Source organism: Vibrio toranzoniae (assembly GCF_024347655.1).
GTDB lineage: Bacteria > Pseudomonadota > Gammaproteobacteria > Enterobacterales > Vibrionaceae > Vibrio > Vibrio toranzoniae.
In genome coordinates this window covers 661413-682289 of the sequence record NZ_AP025515.1, presented here as the reverse complement: position 1 = coordinate 682289, position 20877 = coordinate 661413, and the positions used below count along the sequence as shown (strand labels likewise).

17 protein-coding genes are annotated in these 20877 nt (G+C 44.5%); 6 read left to right on the top strand and 11 right to left on the bottom strand.

Features of this window, described 5'->3' with window-relative positions; all coding sequences use genetic code 11:
• Window positions 1-120 precede the first annotated feature (120 nt).
• Both OCU50_RS17455 and OCU50_RS17450 read right to left on the bottom strand, forming a co-directional pair.
• Window positions 121-1563 carry an AGE family epimerase/isomerase gene (locus OCU50_RS17455; RefSeq protein ID WP_060468987.1) on the bottom strand — a complete coding sequence of 481 codons (1443 nt, stop codon included), beginning with the start codon at window positions 1561-1563 and terminating at the stop codon, window positions 121-123.
• 140 nt (window positions 1564-1703) lie between these two features.
• Complete coding sequence (locus tag OCU50_RS17450) at window positions 1704-2351, bottom strand: glutathione S-transferase family protein (protein WP_060468986.1); 648 nt, start codon at window positions 2349-2351, stop codon at window positions 1704-1706.
• 98 nt (window positions 2352-2449) lie between these two features.
• Here OCU50_RS17450 and OCU50_RS17445 point away from each other — a divergent pair, with 98 nt between their 5' ends.
• Window positions 2450-3301, top strand: a complete 852-nt coding sequence (locus OCU50_RS17445) for a LysR family transcriptional regulator (RefSeq protein ID WP_060468985.1) — start codon at window positions 2450-2452, stop codon at window positions 3299-3301.
• Window positions 3302-3315: 14 nt separating this feature from the next.
• Here OCU50_RS17445 and OCU50_RS17440 read toward each other — a convergent pair whose 3' ends face one another.
• Window positions 3316-5103: a sigma-54-dependent Fis family transcriptional regulator gene (locus OCU50_RS17440; protein ID WP_060468984.1), complete on the bottom strand. Its 1788-nt coding sequence runs from the start codon at window positions 5101-5103 to the stop codon at window positions 3316-3318.
• Window positions 5104-5430: 327 nt separating this feature from the next.
• On the opposite strand from OCU50_RS17440, the gene exaC reads away from it, so the two are divergent.
• On the top strand, window positions 5431-6951 hold the full coding sequence (exaC, locus tag OCU50_RS17435) for an acetaldehyde dehydrogenase ExaC (RefSeq protein WP_060468983.1): 1521 nt from the start codon (window positions 5431-5433) through the stop codon (window positions 6949-6951).
• 137 nt (window positions 6952-7088) lie between these two features.
• Here the strand turns inward: exaC and OCU50_RS17430 are convergent, their stop codons facing one another.
• The 4 genes from OCU50_RS17430 to OCU50_RS17415 form a co-directional block, all read right to left on the bottom strand.
• The gene (locus tag OCU50_RS17430; RefSeq protein ID WP_060468982.1) at window positions 7089-7826 is read right to left on the bottom strand and encodes an NUDIX domain-containing protein; all 738 of its coding nucleotides are present in this window, start codon (window positions 7824-7826) and stop codon (window positions 7089-7091) included.
• A gap of 175 nt (window positions 7827-8001) precedes the next feature.
• A complete protein-coding gene (locus tag OCU50_RS17425) occupies window positions 8002-8403 on the bottom strand; it encodes a hypothetical protein (protein WP_060468981.1) in 402 nt (133 codons plus the stop codon).
• 261 nt (window positions 8404-8664) lie between these two features.
• Complete coding sequence (fghA, locus tag OCU50_RS17420) at window positions 8665-9504, bottom strand: S-formylglutathione hydrolase (protein WP_060468980.1); 840 nt, start codon at window positions 9502-9504, stop codon at window positions 8665-8667.
• 156 nt (window positions 9505-9660) lie between these two features.
• Complete coding sequence (locus OCU50_RS17415; RefSeq protein WP_060468979.1) at window positions 9661-10809, bottom strand: S-(hydroxymethyl)glutathione dehydrogenase/class III alcohol dehydrogenase; 1149 nt, start codon at window positions 10807-10809, stop codon at window positions 9661-9663.
• Window positions 10810-11201: 392 nt separating this feature from the next.
• Here OCU50_RS17415 and OCU50_RS17410 point away from each other — a divergent pair, with 392 nt between their 5' ends.
• Window positions 11202-11546 (top strand): DMT family transporter, encoded by a 345-nt coding sequence (locus tag OCU50_RS17410; RefSeq protein ID WP_060468978.1) that lies wholly within the window; start codon window positions 11202-11204, stop codon window positions 11544-11546.
• A gap of 105 nt (window positions 11547-11651) precedes the next feature.
• On the opposite strand, the gene OCU50_RS17405 is transcribed toward OCU50_RS17410, so the two are convergent.
• Together OCU50_RS17405 and mpaA are read right to left on the bottom strand one after the other, a co-directional pair.
• A complete protein-coding gene (locus OCU50_RS17405; RefSeq protein ID WP_060468977.1) occupies window positions 11652-12389 on the bottom strand; it encodes a hypothetical protein in 738 nt (245 codons plus the stop codon).
• Window positions 12390-12602: 213 nt separating this feature from the next.
• The gene (gene mpaA / locus OCU50_RS17400; RefSeq protein ID WP_060468976.1) at window positions 12603-13310 is read right to left on the bottom strand and encodes a murein tripeptide amidase MpaA; all 708 of its coding nucleotides are present in this window, start codon (window positions 13308-13310) and stop codon (window positions 12603-12605) included.
• Between the two features lie 174 nt (window positions 13311-13484).
• Between mpaA and OCU50_RS17395 the strand changes: the two genes are divergently transcribed.
• The 3 genes from OCU50_RS17395 (at window position 13485) to OCU50_RS17385 (ending at window position 18723) form a co-directional block, all read left to right on the top strand.
• Entirely contained in the window at window positions 13485-15110 is a 1626-nt protein-coding gene (locus OCU50_RS17395; protein WP_060468975.1) for an ABC transporter substrate-binding protein, read from the top strand.
• Between the two features lie 690 nt (window positions 15111-15800).
• A complete protein-coding gene (locus OCU50_RS17390; protein WP_060468974.1) occupies window positions 15801-17003 on the top strand; it encodes a GGDEF domain-containing protein in 1203 nt (400 codons plus the stop codon).
• Between the two features lie 214 nt (window positions 17004-17217).
• Window positions 17218-18723 (top strand): putative bifunctional diguanylate cyclase/phosphodiesterase, encoded by a 1506-nt coding sequence (locus OCU50_RS17385; RefSeq protein WP_060468973.1) that lies wholly within the window; start codon window positions 17218-17220, stop codon window positions 18721-18723.
• Between the two features lie 208 nt (window positions 18724-18931).
• Here OCU50_RS17385 and OCU50_RS17380 read toward each other — a convergent pair whose 3' ends face one another.
• Window positions 18932-20359, bottom strand: a complete 1428-nt coding sequence (locus OCU50_RS17380; RefSeq protein ID WP_060468972.1) for a PTS fructose transporter subunit IIBC — start codon at window positions 20357-20359, stop codon at window positions 18932-18934.
• Window positions 20360-20372: 13 nt separating this feature from the next.
• Window positions 20373-20813 (bottom strand): PTS sugar transporter subunit IIA, encoded by a 441-nt coding sequence (locus OCU50_RS17375; RefSeq protein ID WP_060468971.1) that lies wholly within the window; start codon window positions 20811-20813, stop codon window positions 20373-20375.
• Window positions 20814-20877: the final 64 nt, after the last annotated feature.

The window sequence follows — 20877 nt, the reverse complement described above, 5'->3', positions numbered from 1 at the left end:
AAGCCGCTGTTCAACAGCGGCTTTTGTTTGGTCTGCGACATCACTATTGCGCTAACTCTCTGACCTTGTCCATTCCCTGTTGCCCTGCATCTCAAGTCCATTTAGAGCAAACAACCAACGCTAAGGTCGAATATTACTGAAGCTGACTGCCTGCGAGCCATCCCCAAGTTTATCTAGTTTCACCACATCCCCATGATAGTAATACGGTTCCAATGGAATCTCGCTATTGGTTGGCCTTGCGTAGTGAAGTACAGCGGGTTTACCTTCCTTTTGTCGAGCATACAAATAACCGATCAACGCATGTTCAAATTGATGATAGCCATTACCCCAGTGGAAAGCCTTAGTGCGTTTGGGTTCAAGCCCTACGCCGCCATATTTGTGATCAACCCATACATCATGAAACGTCGGTAGTGTGTATTGCAGGACATCTTTCATTGAGCCATCGATCAGCGAAACCGTCATTGCGGCTTGATCGAGCTCTGCCCATTCCCATGATGACGCCCAGTTCGTGTTTGGTCTGCTTTGCCAGCCCGTAATATCTTGTCCTTGCCATGCATTCTGAAGTTCTTCGCCAAAATATTGGGATACGCGCACGAACTCTTTCTGATATTGAGCTTGGTCTAAGGTGTGCTTCATCCCATTCATACCGAATTCTTTCCATTCGGAATTATCCAATGCTTGGCCCGTAAGATAAGTCATCCAATACGCTTTGATGGTGTGTCCAAAATCGTTGTGATTGGCGTTCGGCATCTTGGCTGCTTTGCTGTGAATGGCACCGTAGAAGCGTTGTTCATCTTCGGAGTGGTAGTGCTCGACCATGGTTTGCGTGAGCCAATTCAGGTCATCAAGCCATTGTGTCTTGGTGGGCTCTTTTAGCAGGGGAGCGACTAACAGCATGTAACCGTTAACCTGATCAAGTTGCGCGACCAATTCACGTCGTGTGGCTTTGCTATCTTCGCCGTCAGCAAGTACCCACGCTAAGCCGCTGTTGTCGCTAAGTCGATATTTATCAAAGATAAAAGCTTGTTGGGCGATGAGCGCTTCTTCTACCTGTTTGTCTTGGGTGAGATAGTAGTACATCGCCAATCCAACCAGTGCATACGCTTGATCTTGAGCCGTTCGCTGTTGCCACTCCAATCCTGCTTTACCATCTTTAGTGAAGCTGATGAAGCCGCCATTTTGCTGATCTTCTAAGTGTTCAATAAGGTAGTAAGCCCCTTGCTTGGCGAGCGCCAATGCCTGCTTATTGCCAGTAAGGTGGTAGAGCACTCCATAGGTATAGGTCTGGCGTGATTTCATTCGTGTGAACTCTTTACCAAAGTGCGGCGTGATCCAGCCTTTGTCTAACTCAGGACAAACGTTAGAAACATCAAGCAATGTTCCATCATCACAACGGAAAGTCGGGAAGTTGCCTATCGGTTCTCCCTGTGCGCTAGGCATTAGCCAGTAAGGCGCTAAGCCTTCTGTCGTATGGTTGAGCCAGTTTTCTCCAGAGGGAAGGGTGACATTGGCAGATACAGCGAAACTGGTCACGCTGAGTAATGCGATGGTTGCTCGTAACATGATGTTTATCTTAATGATTTGAATTTTGTTGAATATAAACAATCAGGTCTGCACATTGTGATTAGGCGATCACAATCGACTACATTAATGTGGTTTATAGGAAGGCTCACAGAGTCGTGAGCCTTGAAAGGGGCGGTATTTTACATAGGCTCCCCAGCTTCATCTTCTTCAACCACATCGCTTTCTAAGCTCGCCTCTGCTAGCCATTTTTGTATTGATGGGCTGTTGAGCACGCGTTGTTGATACTGCTGGGCTTTTTCCGAAAGCTGGATGCCATAGGTTTCTGCGCGCAGTGCTACAGGTGCATACATCGCATCGGCAATCGACCATTCACCAAACAACCATCCCTCTGGGTATTGTTCCACTTGTGCAGACCATATTGCGTCGATGCGAGCGATGTCTTTCAGTGCGCCATCACTCAGCGTGAGCTTTCTTTTGGCTCGGCAGTTCATTGGTAACTCATTTCTGATGTTAAAAAATCCAGAGTGCATTTCTGCCGAGATTGCACGGGCGAGGGCGCGTTCTGCAACGGAAGTTGGCCAGGCTGCACCATTCAAATAGGCATCGTTAACGTATTCGAGAATTGCCAATGAATCCCACACCGCAACGTCGCCATCAACTAAGGTCGGGACTTTGGCTGTCGGTGTCACTTTCGCTAACGTGTCGTAAAAATCTGAGGTGAACAGCTTGAGCTTAACAATGTCTGCGTTGAGGTTGTAATGGTCGAATATGAGCCATGCGCGAAGTGACCAAGTTGAGTAGTTCTGGTTTGCGATATAAAGCTGCATAGATGCTTCCTTGCGTTTGGTGGGTATGCATTTGAGCTTAGGGGATTGTATTGCGGCGCACTAACGGATAATTTTGATGACAGACATTAATAAAAACGATGGGTGGTGATTTCAATATGGATATTGATGCTTTGCGAGGCTTTCTCGCGTTCGTGGAAACCAGCAGCTTCACGCGTGCCGCGAAACAGATTAATCGCACCCAGTCGGCATTCAGTGCGCAGATGCGTAAGTTAGAAGAAGAGCTTAACGTCACTCTTTTTCAAAAAGAGGGGCGTAATTTAGTGCTTACTGAAGCGGGCTTAGCGCTGCGTTCTCATGCGGAGCAGTTGGTCGCACTCCATAATATTGCGCTTAAACAAGTGAAGCGTTATGAAGACAAACAGCCGCTTCGGTTGGGGTGCCCTGAAGATTATAACGATACTATTTTGCCGAAAGTGATTCGCCTGTTGCAGCAAGCAGAACCTACCTGTTCAATCCAAGTATTCAGCCTGCCAAGTATTACGCTCAGAGGATGGTTAGATGATGGCAGGCTCGATGCCGCGATTGTCACCCGAGCGCCCGACAGCGAGGAGGGGTATTGGCTCACCAGTGACATCGGAGTATGGATAAGCAGCCCTGATTATGCGTTTGATAATTCCAAGCCTGTGCCATTGGCTCTGTTCCAAACGGATTGTAAGTACCATGCTGCGGCCGTGAATGGCTTAACCAAGCAGGGTACGCCTTATCAACTGTTGGCTTGCAGCAATACGGCTTCGGCGCAGCGCGCTATCGTAAAAGTAGGATTAGCGATTGGTGCGATGGGCAAACTCAGTGTGACCCCGGATCTGAAAATCCTCGACGACATGCCGCCGTTACCTTCGGTCGATATTGTGCTGATCTTAGCGAGCAAGCATCATCCTGTATTAGACAAAGAAGTACTCAATCAACTTGTCGAGTTGGACTCTGAGTAATTTCCGCGCACTTCCTAAAGAATCCCCAAGTTTTTCAGTTTTCTATAAATGGTATTGCGGCTGATACCCAGTATTCTCGAAGTCTTGCTGATATTGCCTTGGTTGGCTTGATACGTTTGCAGCAAGGTTTCTTCAACGGTACTTTTTAAATCGGACTTTGGCCTACCTTCGATGGCATTGGTTGTGATGAACTTATGATGATCATCTTGCGCTAATGACGTGAGGTGTTGAGCAAGATGGCTAGGTACATGTTCTAGCGTGAGTTGTGGTTCATCAATTGCCAATAGAGCTGCAACCTTAAGTAAGTTGTCCAATTCGCGGATATTACCGGGCCAGGAATAGGCGCACAGCAAACTCATTAAGTGCGGGCAGATTGTCTGTTCATCTTCTGCGTATTTATTGTGAATGTGCTCGATTAAGGCGTGTTTGTCTTGTCGGTGTTGCAGGCTTGGTAAAGTGAAGGCTAAGCCGTTTAGACGGTAGTACAAATCTTGTCTGAACTCTCCGGTTGCGACTAACTGCTCGAGGTTTTTATGGGTGGCCGCGATGATCTGGCAATCGACTTGGTAGCTTTGGTTCGAACCTACAGGGACGACTGACTTATCTTGTAGAACGTGCAGCAGTCGACACTGAGCCTCTAATGGCATGTCGGCGATCTCATCGAGAAACAGAATACCGTTATCCGCTTGGCGGATCTTACCTTGGAATCCTTTGTGGCTTGCTCCAGTAAAAGCCCCCGGGGCGTAACCAAACAATTCAGATTCGATGAGATCTTTTGGTAGTGCACCGCAATTCACCGCCACGAGTGGCGAAGATTTGCGTTGGCTTTGCTTGTGTAACGCCTTAACAAACTCGCCCTTGCCGACGCCTGTTTCTCCTAGGATTAATAGGCTAATCCCTTTATCGATAACCTTATTGGCCTGCTGCCAAGCGTGTTCTATCTGTTGCTCCCCATAGTGCAAATCACACGATGCTGAAATAGAGCGTGTGCGCTTGGTAGTAGTTCGTTTGAGGTGCTGTTTTTCAAATACAAAAGGCGTGTCTAATGAGGTTCGGTTGAATAGAGTGTCGATGCACTCGCCGACGATCGAGGTTTGATCCAGCAGTTGAGAGGCGACCTGATTGTGCGCGACCACCTCTCCAGCTTCATTGGCTATTACAATCCCTTGCCAGCCACTGTGCAATAACGATTTCTCACACGCGAGGTCAATACGAGTGGTGCCTTGTGGGATATGGCTCAATAACTGATTCTCAATGAGCTGAACCATATTTTGAACCAGCAGTTGCACCGAACTGTCGTGCTGTTGCTGCTCGCTAGTGATGTCCAATACCCCAACCATTTGCCCTTGATGATCAAATACTGGGCTTGCTGAACAACTGATAAACCGATGCTGGTGGATGAAGTGTTGCTCACCAATGATGGTCACAGGTTTGGCTTCCACAATCGCAGTGCCAATGGCGTTGGTGCCTTTGAGTTGTTCCTGCCAACATGCACCAGAGCTGAGTGCAATCGAAGTCAGTTTTTCCCTAAACCGCTCTTGTCCCCAACTAGCCAGAATCACCCCTTCAATATCGGTCAAGATCAAACGACTGTCGGTACGTGCAAACATCTGATTAAACAGAGGCAGTGCATTGCTCTCGACGATTTGAATCAAGCTTGAGGATTGATGACGTCGCTGCTTAAGAATCGACTGTGGCAGGCGAATATCTTCGGGAAGTCGTCTCTGTTTTAGCCCCGCTTCTGTGCTGCGGTGCCAAGAAGACGAAAGCCAATCTGAGGTGTTTGCTTGTTGAAGGTGCATGACTGTTCCATGTCGTAACAGTGAGGGTGTACCAAATTGGAACAGTTGAACACTGGAGTGCTTTCCATACGGCCGTTCAATGCCAACTCACTTTGGGTTGTAAAGGTTTGGTAATCATAGTTTTACAATTTATTAACAACAAGTTTTGAGGTTGTGGCGTGTGATTTGCGTTGTTCTTGTTGTGAAGAAAACACGAAGTGTCAGTGTTTTAAACAGAAAGCATAAACATGGGCGTCTTGTCATGAGTTCTTTTCTCAAGAGAAGTCGCCACAAAAATAAGACAGCTCTCGCTCAATAACGAACAACAAATCAAAGAAGGATCTAATTATGATTTACGCACAGCCGGGTAGTGACAACGCAGTAGTGAACTTTAAAGCCCAATACGACAATTTTATTGGTGGTGAGTGGGTGAAGCCTGTCAGCGGCGAGTATTTTGATAACACGTCCCCCGTGAATGGTCAGGTGTATTGCCAAGTGGCGCGCTCAACCGAGGCAGACATTAGCTTAGCACTCGATGCGGCGCATGCAGCTCGTGCGAGTTGGGCTGCGACCAGTGTGACAGAGCGTTCGAACATCCTACTTAAAATTGCTGATCGCATTGAAGCAAACCTGGAAGAAATCGCAGTCGCTGAGACGTGGGAAAACGGCAAACCTGTACGTGAAACGCTAGCGGCAGATATTCCTTTGGTTGTCGATCATTTCCGTTACTTTGCGGGTTGTATTCGAGCGCAAGAAGGCAGTGCAGCCGAGCTCGATTCAAACACCGCAAGCTACCATTTTCCAGAGCCCATCGGTGTTGTAGGGCAGATCATTCCTTGGAACTTTCCGATTTTAATGGCGGCTTGGAAATTGGCACCTGCTCTAGCTGCGGGCTGTTGTGTAGTGATGAAGCCAGCCGAGCAAACACCAACCTCAATTTTGGTGATGATGGAGAAGATCGCCGATCTCCTGCCTGCAGGTGTGGTCAACATCGTGAATGGTTTTGGTAGCGAAGCAGGTCAAGCGTTAGCTACCAGTGACCGCTTGGCTAAATTGGCGTTTACTGGCTCAACTGAAGTTGGCCACCATATCTTGAAGTGTGCAGCTGAAAGCTTGATTCCATCAACGGTTGAGCTGGGCGGTAAGTCTCCAAACATCTACTTCCCAGACATTTTTGATCATGAAGATGAGTACCTAGACAAGTGTGTCGAAGGCATGCTGCTCGCGTTCTTTAACCAAGGTGAAGTGTGTACCTGTCCATCACGTGTATTGATCCACGAATCGGTGTACGACAAGTTCATCACCAAGGTGGTCGAGCGCGCTCAAACCATCAAGCAAGGTAACCCGCTAGATACTGACACTCAGGTTGGCGCACAAGCTTCTCAAGAGCAGTTCGATAAGATTCTAAGCTACCTAGAGATTGGCCGCCAAGAAGGCGCGAAAGTACTAACTGGCGGGGAAATCGCGCAGCAACCGGATGATCTGGGTAATGGTTACTATATCCAACCAACTATGCTCGAAGGCAACAATAAGATGCGTGTCTTCCAAGAGGAGATCTTTGGCCCAGTTATCGCGGTAACTACTTTTAAAGATGAAGCGGAAGCACTAGAAATAGCCAATGACACCGAATATGGCTTGGGTGCTGGCGTTTGGACGCGTGATGCAAACCTCGCGTATCGTATGGGGCGTAACATCGAAGCGGGTCGTATTTGGGTGAACTGCTACCACGCTTATCCAGCCCACGCGGCGTTTGGTGGTTACAAGAAGTCAGGCATCGGTCGTGAGACACACAAGATGATGCTCGATCACTACCAAAACACCAAGAACCTCTTGATTAGCTACGATACGAATCCGCTAGGCTTTTTCTAAACTAGGCTTTCTAAAATAGATATGTTCTAAAGATAGCTTTCTGAATTAGAGAAAATTAACAACGCAGTCGGCTTAAGAAAAACAAAAAGCAAAACGCCCAATTCAGTGAGTTGGGCGTTTTTTATGTTTGAAGTATTCTAGCTTTTCGAAAAGAAGATCTCGGGTTTATGAGTTGGGCCGTAGTTGCCTTCTAACTGGGTAAGCTCCAAACCTTGTTTGCCAATTAAAGAACCAACCATTTGGCGGTTGAACGGGTAGTTTTCAGCGTTGTTAATGAACTCTTCCACATCGACCCACTTTGCTTCTGCAATTTCATCGGTGTCTTGAATCGCTATCTCTTGAGTTTGGGCGATAAGGTGACAAACAAAGTAGAGGTTCGATTTACCGAATTGATATGGGTGCCTTGTCGCCATGCCAACTACAGACACGAATGTTGCCTTTATGCCTGTCTCTTCTAATGTTTCTCGAACCACAGACTCTTCAATACCCTCGCCAAGTTCAATGTGGCCGCCAGGTAGTTTGTAGCCTGTCATGCCGTGCTCTTTGATCATCAGCACTTGGTTGTGTTCGTTGGTGATCAGAGCTCCAGCTCCCAAGGTGTGGGTTGGGATGAAAGGCACAAACTCCACAATCTCGGATTGATGGATCAGCGTAATTTCGTCTTCTAGACAGTTGTGGAACACAAAGCCAAGTTCGGTCGCTACCGGAATGAGGTGTGAGAGCGAAATAGGTAGACTAATCCAAATAATGCCTTTGTTATTCTGCTTTGAAAATTCGGTGATCTCGCTAAGTTCGGCGTTGAATGAATCAGCATCTTGAGGCGCTGTCTCTGGGTCAATGATGATGCCGTTAAATTTGTCGAGCGTAAATTCCACGGGTGATCCTTTATTGTTTTTGATTTAAAGGGAGTCGAGCATAGATGGAGCTTATAACATCTGTAGAGCTTATGACACCTGTATGGCTTGTGAGATCTGAAGCGGGAGGCTAGAAACAAAAACTGCGCTTGGAAGCCAAAGCGCAGTTTTAAATAGGGTCTATTGGGAGTCGACTCTAACGAATATAGTTTGCATTAATACTCACGTACCAGTGCTGAAGCTTGCCGTCCGATTTTTTGATCCATAAATCGTTGGTGTAGCTTTCGATCTTGCCGTTAACCGTTAGGCTGAATGTGTTCTCATCGAACTCACCAAGTTTTACGAACTGGTCTGTCGTAATCAGAAATGGATCCATGTCATCCACGCCAACCACATCTGAAATCACATAGTAGTGATAAGTCAGCGGCTTGCTCGCATCATTTGGGTTGCTGCGATACGCCACAAGCTTGAACGGTTCCGTTAATGGAACATCAAGCGTTTGCTTGTCCATGGTCGCTGGAATCGGGATAAACAGCCAAGCGGTAAAAAGACCGCTCAATAAAACCATCAGGAAGAAAAGAGCCTTAATTGCTTTCATAGCAACCTTCAAAATAGGTGATGTTTAAGACGTTATGGTAACAGGTTTGATTTGCTGATTGTAAGAGTATGAATAAGTGAAGGCGATACCAGTCTGTTAGGAAGTTTGAACGGATTGACTCACTGTTCATAACTTTTTGTTTTAAATCTTGGCTCACTACTCTCTGCTAACACCCCTCGGTTTGGATTGATGAGTGTAAGTAAATAACAGGAACAAAAAAACACACCTTACGGTTGCAAGGTGTGGGCTAAATAACGGTGATTACTTGTTTAGGTAAGCAGCGTGGAACTCAATGTGCTCATCAATAAAGCTAGAGATGAAGTAGTAGCTGTGGTCGTATCCTGGCTGCATACGTAGCTCTAAATCGGCATTGGTTACCTTAGCTGCTTCGACCAATTGCTCAGGTTTAAGCTGCTCAATTAAGAAGTTATCTGCTTCGCCTTGGTCTACCAACATTGGCAGTTTAGTGCCTTTGGTTTTTAGAAGCTCAGAGGCGTCGTAGTGTTTCCACTCTTCAATATCTAAGCCTAGATATTGGTTGAAGGCTTTTTGTCCCCAAGGGCATTGCATTGGGTTGGTGATTGGGCTGAATGCCGAGATAGAACGGTAGTTATCTTCATTTTTAATGCCAATTGTTAGGGCACCGTGTCCGCCCATACTGTGACCAGAAATTGATTTTACAGATGTCACAGGGAAGAAAGACTCAATCAGCGCTGGGAGCTCTGTTACCACGTAATCGTACATGTGGTAATGGCTGTCCCATGGTGCTTGAGTGGCATTTACGTAGAAGCCTGCGCCTTGGCCTAAATCGTAGTTTTCATCGTCAGCAACACCTTCGCCACGTGGGCTTGTATCGGGCGCGACAATGGCAATGCCTTGCTCAGCCGCGGCTTTGAATGCGCCGGCTTTTTGCATGAAGTTTTCATCGGTACAGGTTAAGCCTGATAACCAATACAAAACAGGAACTGGGTTTTCTTTGCTTGCGTTAGGTGGCAAGAAAATCGCAAAGCGCATGTTGCAGTCAAGCGTTGCAGAAAAGTGGGTGTATTGTTTGTGCCAACCACCAGCAACCTTTGCTTGGCTAATGTTTTCGATTGTCATCTATTGTGCTCCGTTAGGTTGATGGTTTGGGAGTAAATTTGTCTATATCACTTAAAGTTTCACCACCCACCGGGCAGGAGGTGGTGAAGACAGTTTCGCTCTGATGTTTAAGTCAGAACTGTAGTCTCGACACCTAAGTGCCAAGACTATGGGGTATTATCTATCCATGTGTAGAACAGTACGGATAGATTCACCTTTGTGCATTAGGTCGAATGCTTCGTTTACGTCTTGCAGACCCATAGTGTGAGTGATGAACTCTTGAAGACCAAACTCACCCGCCATGTAACGGTTAACGATTTCTGGAAGCTCAGAGCGGCCTTTAACACCACCGAAAGCAGAACCACGCCATACACGACCTGTTACTAATTGGAATGGACGAGTTGCGATCTCTTGGCCTGCACCGGCAACGCCAATGATGACTGATTCGCCCCAACCTTTGTGACAACATTCAAGTGCGGAGCGCATAACATCTACGTTACCGATACACTCGAAAGAGTACTCAACACCACCGTCTGTCATCTCAACGATAACGTCTTGGATTGGTTTGTCGAAGTTCATTGGGTTGATGCAGTCTGTCGCGCCAAGCTGTTTTGCTAGCTCGAATTTGCTCTCGTTGATATCAACACCGATGATGCGGTCAGCACCAGCCATGCGAGCACCAATGATTGCAGAAAGACCGATACCACCTAGGCCGAATACAGCAACGTTGTCGCCTTTTTCAACTTTAGCTGTGTTCAGTACTGCGCCCATACCAGTAGTTACACCACAACCTAGAAGACAAACCTCTTCAAGTGGTGCTTCTTTGCTTACTTTCGCTAGTGAGATTTCTGGAAGTACCGTGTACTCAGAGAAAGTAGAACAGCCCATGTAATGGAAAATTGTTTCGCCATTGATAGAGAAGCGGCTTGTACCGTCTGGCATTAGGCCTTTGCCTTGCGTTTCACGAACGGCTTGGCATAGGTTAGTTTTACCAGATTTACAGAACTTACATTCGCCACATTCAGCTGTGTAAAGTGGGATAACGTGGTCGCCAATCTCAACACTGGTCACGCCTTCGCCGATCATTTCAACGATACCGCCACCTTCGTGACCAAGAATTGAAGGGAAGATACCTTCTGGATCGTCACCTGATAATGTGAATGCGTCAGTGTGACAAACACCAGTAGCAACGATGCGAACTAGAACCTCACCAGCTTTAGGAAGTTGTACATCAACTTCTTCCATTTTTAGTGGCTCGCCAGCTGCCCATGCAACCATTGCTTTTGATTTTATATGAGTTTGACCAGGTTTAATGTCGATTGTCATTGGATGCTTCCTATATATGTCAGTACTGCGGATAACCGTGCCATTAGCTTCAATCCGTTAAGCGTAGTTGAGCCTAATTGTTTCCGCTCTCTCGTTTTGCTGGATCTAGTATAGATGTGACTCTAGGTTTTGATAATCCCTATAAATTGAAAATGATTATTACACATCTGTAATAAACATTCGGAAAGGAAGAGCTTGAACTAAGCCTGTTAACCATGGCTAGCGGCCCTTTTATTGGTTGAAAGAATGCGTACTTAAGGACCTATTTGTTGGAGAGTTAATAGTTAAGATCTTTTAGGGTACGTCATAATAATTACTTACTGAAAACCACATGAATTAGACATAAAATTACAATATTCTGAATGCCGTATTTTATTGTTGTGGACTTAAACATGCTTTTATCTTTCCCACCACCAGTGATGCTTTCTCTCGCCATCGTGCTTGAAGTTGTCGCGACTTCTTTATTACCTAAAACGCAGCAATTTACTTCTTTACCTGCCACTGCTGCGGTATTGGTTGGCTACGGCTGTGCGTTCTACCTACTGTCTCTAACAGTGCAGACTATGTCTTTGGGTGTGGCGTATGCGATTTGGTGTAGAGCAGGGATAGTGCTGGTCGCAGCACTGTCTTGGTTAGTCTACGGGCAAAAACTCGATATCTTCGCGATCATCGGTATCACTTTGATTTTGGCTGGTGTGGTGATTATTAATTTGTTTTCGAGCTCGGTGAGTCATTAGGCCTATTGTTACTTATATCGGTTTGGTGACAATAGTATTTAACTGATTTAAAAATACGCCACGATAAAAGTGGCGTATTTTTTATTGTATTAGAGATAATTACGTTTAGTCGATATTAACTCGTCTAACGTTTACAAGAACTTTGCCTGTATTATCTTGGTCATTGTCAGCTAAGAAGAAATCCATTTCACCTTTTGTAGAAATGAATATTGGTTTATCTTCAATTGCCACAAGCCGTTTAACACCATCAATGCTCTCATAGGACAAGCCAACACTACCAAACTTGTCACCAATTGAGTTGTGTAGTGCTTGATTCTGTATTATCTCTACTGAATAGACGGTATTTGGCTCAACAATATGAGTAAAGTATGTACCATTGGCTGAATTCATGGTGTTTTCTTCGGCGCTAATAGTTACAATTTCTCCTGAAATCTCAGGTTCGCCAACAACTTTAAATTCTAAATTATTGACAGGCACAGCAGCTTTAACATTGAACTCCAGTGTACCGCTCTTGATCATTTGTAAATATGCGTAGCTGCCAAAGTATGAAGTACATTGATATTCGTCTGACATCGGATACATACTTAGCCCACTAATATGATTACCCTCTTTATCAATGAAGCTTACATTTACCCACTCTGTATCTATTGACTCAAAACTAGCCTTAAAACATAGCTCGCTAACAGAGCTGAACTTAGTCCCAAAGTGAGTAACACCATGGTTTAATACTGGGGTTACTTGTAATGGAAAACCGTTGTCCATTTGTGCTGGTGCATTAAGAGAAGAGCTTGCGTTTGCTGATGCTGCCATTAGCATCGAAATCAATAAAAACTGCTTTTTCACAAAAAACCTATATTATGTTGCATATGAATTGGTTTGCAAAATAAATCATAAGGGATTGATAAGCAATATGTTTTAATGTTCTTGTGTGCTTATTTCGAGGTATAGTTTATTGTGTTTACTGTTTGACCGTGTGGCGGTGTTTTTGTGACCTGTGTTGATTGCGTTCATCTAAGTCGTATTTGCGGAGTCATTATTATTCCGAAATAAATATTTCTACCCCCCCTCACACCCCAACACAGCCAAAAACGCATCCAAATACTGCTCAATAGTCAAATCCGCAGACACTGGCGGTAGTTCCACGGTAATACATGGCAGGTTTCTTTCTTGGCACCATGTGCCAAATGAGCCTGGGGTTTCGTAGTCGACGTCTTCGACGAGCGGTAGGTTGAACTGTTTGCCTAGCCAAGTGGCGAGTTCTGATTGGGTTGGGTCGTCGACCATGGCGAGAGGTTCGTGGAACGAGATAACGAATTTGGGCTTACGCTGTTCGATGAGGTTGATGAGTGATTGCACTTCAGGTTCAAGTTGGTCGGCTTGTCCCGTTTTTACTTTTACATCTCTGATTGGAGTGTGAGAACTCCAGCGGTAAACGGTGCCATTTTCTGTCCAGTTTTGAGTCGGAAAGGCGCGGTTGAGATCGACTTGATTGGCGTTGGCGCGAGTGCCTAACTGATTACCGTCTGGATTCATCGACAAGATCACATCGTGTCGCAAGCTGGCGGCTGGCAAGCTTCTTAACGCGCATGACAAGCCTGCGATTGAAGCGGTTTCATCGCCGTGTGTGCCCGCTAAAATCAGCCCGCGAGACTCGCTTTCTACTTGCGCAGGGAAATAGAGCAAGGGTGCGCCTAAGACCGATTTTCCATATGACAGCGGCTTTATTGAAAATGCAGCTCTTTCCGTTCTTGGAATTAAACTCACCTTTATCTCCTGATTGATCAAGTACTATCAAGTATTCACTATTGGCTATATTAATCATTATCTAAGCCCCACTAGATGAACTCCTTTAAATAAACCATAGCGTCAAAACTCGTCAACCGTCGCATTGTTAACTTTATTACTTGCTTCAAAGATAGGCTAGGAGAGCAAAAAAACATGGATTTTAAGAAACATTCAACGGCTTTACTCATTTCATCTTTATTGACCCCTTTTATCTCAGTAACTGCCGTTGCTGAAACATTGCCTGCTGAAACTTCTCTGGCGAAAGATCAACATTTGGTGCGTGCCAACGATGCAGAAGCGGCGACACTCGATCCTGCAAAAGCAGAAGGCTTGCCTGAAATGCACATTCTCCGCGATCTATTTGAAGGTTTAGTGATTCAAGATCGTGATGGCAACATTACCCCAGGCGTTGCACAGTCTTGGGAAACCGAAGATAACCAGACGTTTGTATTCCACCTGCGTAAAGACGCGCAATGGTCGAATGGCGATCCGGTGACAGCCGATGATTTCGTGTATGCGATAAGACGTGCGGTCGACCCGAAACTCGCATCACCGAATGTGTGGTATCTCAAGCTCACCCAAATCAACAACATTGCAGACGTAGCCGAAGGCCAGAAGCCTGTTGAAGAGTTAGGTATCTCTGCCGTTGACAAGCACACGGTTAAGTTCGAACTGGATAGCAAAGTGCCTTACTTTGTGGCGATGACGGGCCACACATCCATGATGCCCGTTCATAAGATAACGTTAGAGAGCAGCGACAAGCCATGGAACGATCCTAAGCAGTTTGTGGGGAATGGAGCATTTGTTTTAGACGAGTGGGTGGTGAATGAGCGAATTGAGCTAAAGAAGAACCCGAAATATTGGAACAGTGCAAATACGCATTTAACCGAAGTGACTTACATTCCGTTTGAGAATCAGAATGCCTCGATCAACCGTTATGCCGTGGGCGAGGTTGATATCACGTCTGATGTGCCGACACATATGGCTCAGCAACTTAAAACCAAATACCAAGATGCGTTTACCGCGGTGCCTTTGCTGTGCACTTATTACTATGCGTTCAATACTACACGAGCTCCGTTTGATGATGCGCGAGTGCGTAAAGCTGTGTCTTATTCGATGATGCGTGATGTGATCACGAATGGCGTCACTCAGGTAGGCAACCTTCCGGCTTATACCTTTGCCCATGAGTACACGGCAGGTTTTGATGCCACTCAGCCTGAATACAGTGAATGGACTCAAAAGGAACGCGACCAAAAGGCGAAAGAGCTATTGAAAGAAGCGGGCTACGATGCATCTAAGCCATTGGATTTCAAATTGCTTTATAACACCAGTGAATCGAACAAGTCGATTGCGGTGGCGATTGCGTCGATGCTGAAAGGCAATTTAGGCGCACAAGTTGAGTTGGAAAACCAAGAGTGGAAGTCTTACCTAGTATCCCGTCGTCAAGGTGATTTTGATGTGATGCGCGCCTCTTGGTGTGGCGACTATAATGAAGCGTCGACTTTCTTGAGCCTATTGCGCTCGGATTCTTCTGGGAACTTTGCTCGTTACAACAACGACAAGTACGACTCTGCAATGGACAACGCATTAGCCGCAACCAATGAGCAAGATCGCCAAGGTTTCTATGACCAAGCGGAGCAGTTACTAGCAGAAGATATGCCTATCGCGCCAATTTATTACTACATGCAGGCTCGCCTAGTGCGACCAAGTGTCGGTGGTTTTGCGAAGAACAATGTAGAAGGGCGAATCTATTCTAAGGATCTTTACATCAAAGAGTAATTAGCATGACTAGGGCGTGTTGACCTTTCGTGGTTGAATTTTGTTCGAGATAAAAGCGTTTTAATCGCGGCGAGGGGGAAGTAGCCTAGTCATTCTAAGCAAATCTCCCTCAACAAAGAGTAAAACGCTTTTAGTCGAACCCTTCGGGCAGCGTTTGCTGGTCATTTCTACTACGTTATCGGCTTCTCATGTAGGCTAGCTACACATCGACGCCTCTGCCTTGTATAAATACCCAGTAACTCGCCGCAAAAATCAGCTCGAAAGATCAACACGCCCTAGAGCATTAGTTTAATGAGCGCTTTATTACAAGATTAAATAGCGACACATTTTCTTTAGATGGAGATGGCTGACTCTTTGCAAAGTATTATGACAGTTCGTTGGTAAACTGGACCTGCGGTTGGTGAATGAACACAGAATCAATGAGCTAAAAAGGCGGAGGAGCAGATGAAAGAAGCAGGCTTGCTACTCAATTTTATCGAATCAAATTGGCTAGATGCGATCAAATGGATGGAAGCTGTGATTTTCATTATAATTTGTTATGATTAATCGCTGAATTTAAGGCTTGGATGTGTGCATTTATGCGAATCAGGCCTGATTACCTAAAATCAAATGAGAGTAGGAAGATAGTAAATTATACCATGCTCAGTAAAGTTAAAATGGTATGAAATTCTATCATATTTAAGGAAAAATATGGCCCCTTTCCCGTTAGACATAAAAACTCTAAGTATCGTTTTTATTGTTTTCTCACTAACTTTTAGTATCGGCTTGTTACTATTTCAGTCAGCGCAAAAGAAAGTACTCGGTCTTTCCCTCTTTTCATTATCCATATTTGTGATTGGGCTTGGTACAACGATGTTGAATCTGAGAGGCGTTATTCCTGATTTCATCAGCATTATTATTGCCAACGTCACGATTTCCTATGGCTTTCATTTGGTATTGCATAGCCTGACTATCTTTCGTAACCACTCACTTGAAGTTGTCCGTTACAGTCGCATAGCTTTAGTCATGATTTTAGTGAGTTTTGTTTACTTTACTTATTACGAACCTTCCATCAAAAGTCGTATCATTGCCATTAGTCTTTACTTGGCTTTTGTAACCGCAAGTTCGGCCACCGTAATACTTAATGGAAAAAAGAAAGACCTCACTTTAGCTGTGAATATGATGGCTTTAACCTTTATTATTTATAGTCTCTTCATGTTCTTCCGAGCGACAAAGTCATACTTCTCATTGGAAGAGACCGATGGTGTTATCAGTGGCAATTACTTGAATGAATTCTCGTATATTTTTAGCATTATTTTAATTGTCTCCATGTCCTTTTCAATGCTTTGGCTCATTAATGCTAGGCTCGTACATTCACTTCAATGTCTTTCACAACAAGACCCTCTTACGACATTACAGAATCGTCGTGCTCTAGACAGAGCGGTACAAAGGCACCATACACAAGTTAATCACCAGCCGGTGAGTATCGTATTATTAGACATTGATAACTTTAAACAGGTGAACGATCAATTTGGGCATATTGTTGGTGACGACGCCATAAAAGCCTTAGCCAAAACCGTGTTGAATATAGTCGATTTACCCAATACGGTTTTTAGACTTGGAGGAGATGAAATTCTTATTTGGTTACCGGACTCGAATCTTGAACAAGCTGCAGCTCTTTCAGAACAATTACGCTCTGCCATTGGACAGATTAGACTTGAAGAGCATCCATCGCTGCAAGTTACATCAAGTTTCGGTATCAGTTCACTATCAGAAAATGAAAAGTGGAAAGATTGTGTCGATCGGGCAGATAAAGCTCTTTATCAAGCAAAGCTCAAAGGAAGAAATACGATTGTGATTGAAGAATCATGTGAAAATTACTCGATATCAACAAAAGCGGTAAGTAACTCCTAGTTTAACTTAAGAGCTGGTATTCAGTGAGAGTCTAATATTCACACAAGTCGTTCTTAACATGTTTAACCCTGAAAGATTTTGTCGCGTAGAGCGATGATGTAAATTGACAAACTAAGGTTAAAATAAAAGCGCGAACGGTAGATTGCGATTTACGTTATGAGCAGTTTTTAACACATAAATCATGACACATTAGATGGAGAGACAGCAGTTAACGATGAGTAAGGTTAAACAACAGCCGGTATATATAGTCCTCAGTTACTTAATAATTTCATTTTTATGGGTTTTATTCTCTGATCTCGCGGTTGAGTCATTATCAAGTGACTTACAAGAACATGCCTTAGCACAGACAATCAAAGGTCTGATCTTTATCATTTTAACCTCTACCTTATTATGGATAATGGTTCGGAAAAATAATCGAGATTTAGAGAGCGCTAACGACCTTGATAGTGTAACCGGGCTTCACAGCCCATCAGTTTTTTATCGATACTTAAACAAAAGACTGAACAAATCTCAAGCTAGTGGCCAGTATGTCCTTTTTTTACTTGATATTGATAACTTCAAATCTGTCGCTGATCAGATTGGGTTCGAAAGTACTCATTCATTTTTAAAAGACATCGCACGATCTATTGAACTTCCAGTAGAGCATCAACCTCTTTCATCACGGGTACACTCCGATGGTTTTGCGTGTTTAGTCAAACTTAATGATAAAGAAGCTATTGAATCCTACATTTCTCTCGTACATCGTAGATTTAACCAGTGTGCTTATCGTTATAATACCAACGCCACTTGTTGTATTGGCGCCGCGCTATTTCCGTCGGATGGTAATAATGCGAAGCAGCTCATGGCATCTGCGACCCATGCTTTAACTGAAGCAAAGAAAAGTAAAAATACGATTGAATTTCATAACCCCAAACTCACTGAAATTGAACGTCAGCGTCAAGAAATGGTGCAAGAGTTACGTAAAGCGATTGATGATAAAGCGATTGATATTGTGTTTCAGCCAAAATACGACATTGGAAGTAACTCCGTCGCTGGCGTTGAAGTGTTGTCTCGTTGGACGCATGAACGCTATGGTGTCGTTTCACCTGATATCTTTGTCGCGTTAGCCGAAGAGAATCATTTTTGTCGTGATTTGACCACGTTAGTTCTAGAAAAAACTGCGTCACAACTGAGAGCCTGTAGCTTGCTAGGGAGTGTGCTTAATAGTGTTTCGGTCAATATTTCAGCGATAGAGTTAAATAGCGTGGATGACATGGACTATCTGGATAATTATCTACGCAGGGATCCCGAGTTCGCTCGCTTACTTTGTCTTGAAATCACTGAGACCGCTATTTTGAAAGATGTGGATCAGTGTGCAATCGCTGTTCAAAAATTAAAAAAACATGGGGTCTCTTTTTCGATAGATGACTTTGGTGTTGGTTACACTTCTTTTGGTATATTTAGCAAGTTGGATGTTGATGAAATTAAAGTCGACCGCAGTTACATCAATGGATTAGAAGATGATTATCGCTCTAGAGCTATAACGTCTGGGATCATTGACATCGCTCGAGGTTTTGGCATTCAAGTGGTGGCTGAAGGGGTTGAAAATGCCCAACAACTGTCAATTTTAAAAACGTTAAATTGCGAACAAGCCCAAGGTTATTATCTTGGCTATCCGATGCCATCCAAACAGTTAAAAGAAAGCCTCACCTCTGAAATAGAACCGTGTTTAACAACATAACCGATTACTTTTTTATCTAGGCGACAGGGGGAAATATGACTTGTATCGAGAAGGATGCTGTTGGTCTAACTAAGAATAAAAAATCCCCATTCGTCTAGTCAACGAATTGGGATTTTTCTTAGTAGGGGGTAGTTACTTTATCAATAGAGAGCAATCACTAACTTATTGATTCTTCGAGTTAGCCTTCCGTTGCCGTTGGCTTTACGTTTTAAATAGTCACCATGTCTGCGGCTTTCTTCATCGCTTCCTTAGTAGAGCATTCAATCACGTTCGCGTTTGCAAAGCGGTGAGCGTCTTTCACTTGAATATCGTGAGCCAAGATAACCAGTTTCGCGTTCGCTACATCTAGGTCGGTGATGCGGTTCTGAATACCGTTTTGACCTTGTGTTTCTACCTTAATTTTCAGACCAGCTGCCGCACCTGCTTTCTCTAGTGCTTTTGCTGCCATGAAGGTGTGTGCAACACCAGAAGGGCAACATGTTACTGCTACGATGTCGTATTCGCCTTCGCCAGCTACAGGTGCTGTTTGAGCTTGAACTGGCGCTGCTTCAACCATGTCTTCTTCTGTTTCTACTGCGACTGGTTTCCAGAAGCCAACGATAACCGCTGTGGTTAGCGAGCCAAGCGCAATACCGACCACATACATTGGAATGTTGCTTGATACAGGTGCTGTGATTAGGCCACCCCATGGTGCGTGTAGTAGAACGTCTGTCATGAAGCCAAATACACAACCCACGATACCACCGGCAACGATTGAAGGAAGTACACGCATTGGGTCGTTTGCTGCGAATGGGATAGCACCTTCCGAGATACCGATAGAACCCATGATTGCAGCCGCTTTACCTGCTTCTTGTTCTTGTTTAGAGAACTTATTTTTGAATAGGAAAGTTGCCAGTGCCATACCTAGAGGTGGTGTACAAATCGCGATGCCAACACCGCCCATTAGCCATGGTTGTGTATCTACTTGAGTTTGAGCAAATAGAGTTGCCACTTTGTTGATAGGGCCGCCCATATCAAATGCCGTCATACCGCCAAGGATTGTGCCCAGAACCATCTTAGACGCGCCAGCCATTGAAGCTAGGAACTCGTTCATTGAAGACATGAACAGTTTGATTGGCTCGCCGATGCCCCACAGTACAATACCTGCAGAGATTAATGTGCCTAGAAGCGGGTAGATGAAGTAAGCACCCAGCGCGGTCATGTTGGTAGACAGCGGGATCTTCTTAAGTTGAAGTACCACACCACCGGCGATAAAGCCTGCCACGATACAGCCAAGGAAGCCGCCGCCCATATCAGCCATGATGCCAGAAGAGATCATCGCTGGCGCTAGTGCTGGTTTATCTGCAATTGAGTAACCAATAAAGCCGCCAAGAATGATTGGGAAAAGAACAAGGCCCTTAATACCGATGTTAGAGATGTCTGCCAGTAAGCCGTCTGCTGGAACCGCACCTTTACCCGACGCCATTACCGCTAAAGCCAACAGAACACCACCGGCTACGATAAAAGGCAGCATGTGTGATGTACCGAAAAGCAGGTGACCTTTCATGGTACTAAGGATTTTTTTATAGTCGCTACTACTATTCTTATTATTAGAATTACTACTGGTATTCGTAGCTTGATTTGCTAGGGTGCTCATAATTGTCTACGCCTTATGAATTAATTAAAATATTAAGGATTTGATGTTCATCTTTTGCGTTATGGATATCTTGGACAAATTCATCACTGAATTTTCCAAATAGTTCTTGTAGTACATAAATATGATGGTCAGCACCGTTATCTGGTGAGGCAATCATAAAAAATACGGTTGGGTTAATTCCATCTTCGTCGCCATACTCAATGCCTTCACGCTTAACTCCGACAGCGATTGCTGGCTCAGTTACAGCCTTGCTTTTTGAGTGTGGGTAAGCGATGCCGTCCATTGAGGTGATGCTTTGAGATTCACGAATTTCGATGTCTTCCAAGAAGGCTTCTTTATTACTGATTCGGTCGTTCTCAAATAACATGCCTGCCAATTCTTCAAACAGTTCTTTTTTATTATTCGCTTGAAGGTTGTTATTAATTAAGTTGACGTTAGTTAGCTGTGTGATCATTTATTAACTCATTCACTATTGAAGTTCTTGAATTAAAATTAATGGATTAACTCGATTCGTGAAA

Excerpts from the sequence above, each read along its gene's own strand:
- exaC (WP_060468983.1), top strand. The coding sequence starts at position 5,431 with ATGATTTACGCACAGCCGGGTAGTGACAACGCAGTAGTGAACTTTAAA.
- OCU50_RS17425 (WP_060468981.1), bottom strand. The coding sequence starts at position 8,403 with ATGAAAGCAATTAAGGCTCTTTTCTTCCTGATGGTTTTATTGAGCGGT.
- OCU50_RS17395 (WP_060468975.1), top strand. The coding sequence starts at position 13,485 with ATGGATTTTAAGAAACATTCAACGGCTTTACTCATTTCATCTTTATTG.
- OCU50_RS17390 (WP_060468974.1), top strand. The coding sequence starts at position 15,801 with ATGGCCCCTTTCCCGTTAGACATAAAAACTCTAAGTATCGTTTTTATT.
- OCU50_RS17385 (WP_060468973.1), top strand. The coding sequence starts at position 17,218 with ATGAGTAAGGTTAAACAACAGCCGGTATATATAGTCCTCAGTTACTTA.
- OCU50_RS17375 (WP_060468971.1), bottom strand. The coding sequence starts at position 20,813 with ATGATCACACAGCTAACTAACGTCAACTTAATTAATAACAACCTTCAA.
- fghA (WP_060468980.1), bottom strand. The coding sequence starts at position 9,504 with ATGACAATCGAAAACATTAGCCAAGCAAAGGTTGCTGGTGGTTGGCAC.
- OCU50_RS17440 (WP_060468984.1), bottom strand. The coding sequence starts at position 5,103 with ATGCACCTTCAACAAGCAAACACCTCAGATTGGCTTTCGTCTTCTTGG.
- OCU50_RS17445 (WP_060468985.1), top strand. The coding sequence starts at position 2,450 with ATGGGTGGTGATTTCAATATGGATATTGATGCTTTGCGAGGCTTTCTC.
- OCU50_RS17450 (WP_060468986.1), bottom strand. The coding sequence starts at position 2,351 with ATGCAGCTTTATATCGCAAACCAGAACTACTCAACTTGGTCACTTCGC.
- OCU50_RS17455 (WP_060468987.1), bottom strand. The coding sequence starts at position 1,563 with ATGTTACGAGCAACCATCGCATTACTCAGCGTGACCAGTTTCGCTGTA.
- OCU50_RS17380 (WP_060468972.1), bottom strand. The coding sequence starts at position 20,359 with ATGAGCACCCTAGCAAATCAAGCTACGAATACCAGTAGTAATTCTAAT.
- OCU50_RS17410 (WP_060468978.1), top strand. The coding sequence starts at position 11,202 with ATGCTTTTATCTTTCCCACCACCAGTGATGCTTTCTCTCGCCATCGTG.
- OCU50_RS17415 (WP_060468979.1), bottom strand. The coding sequence starts at position 10,809 with ATGACAATCGACATTAAACCTGGTCAAACTCATATAAAATCAAAAGCA.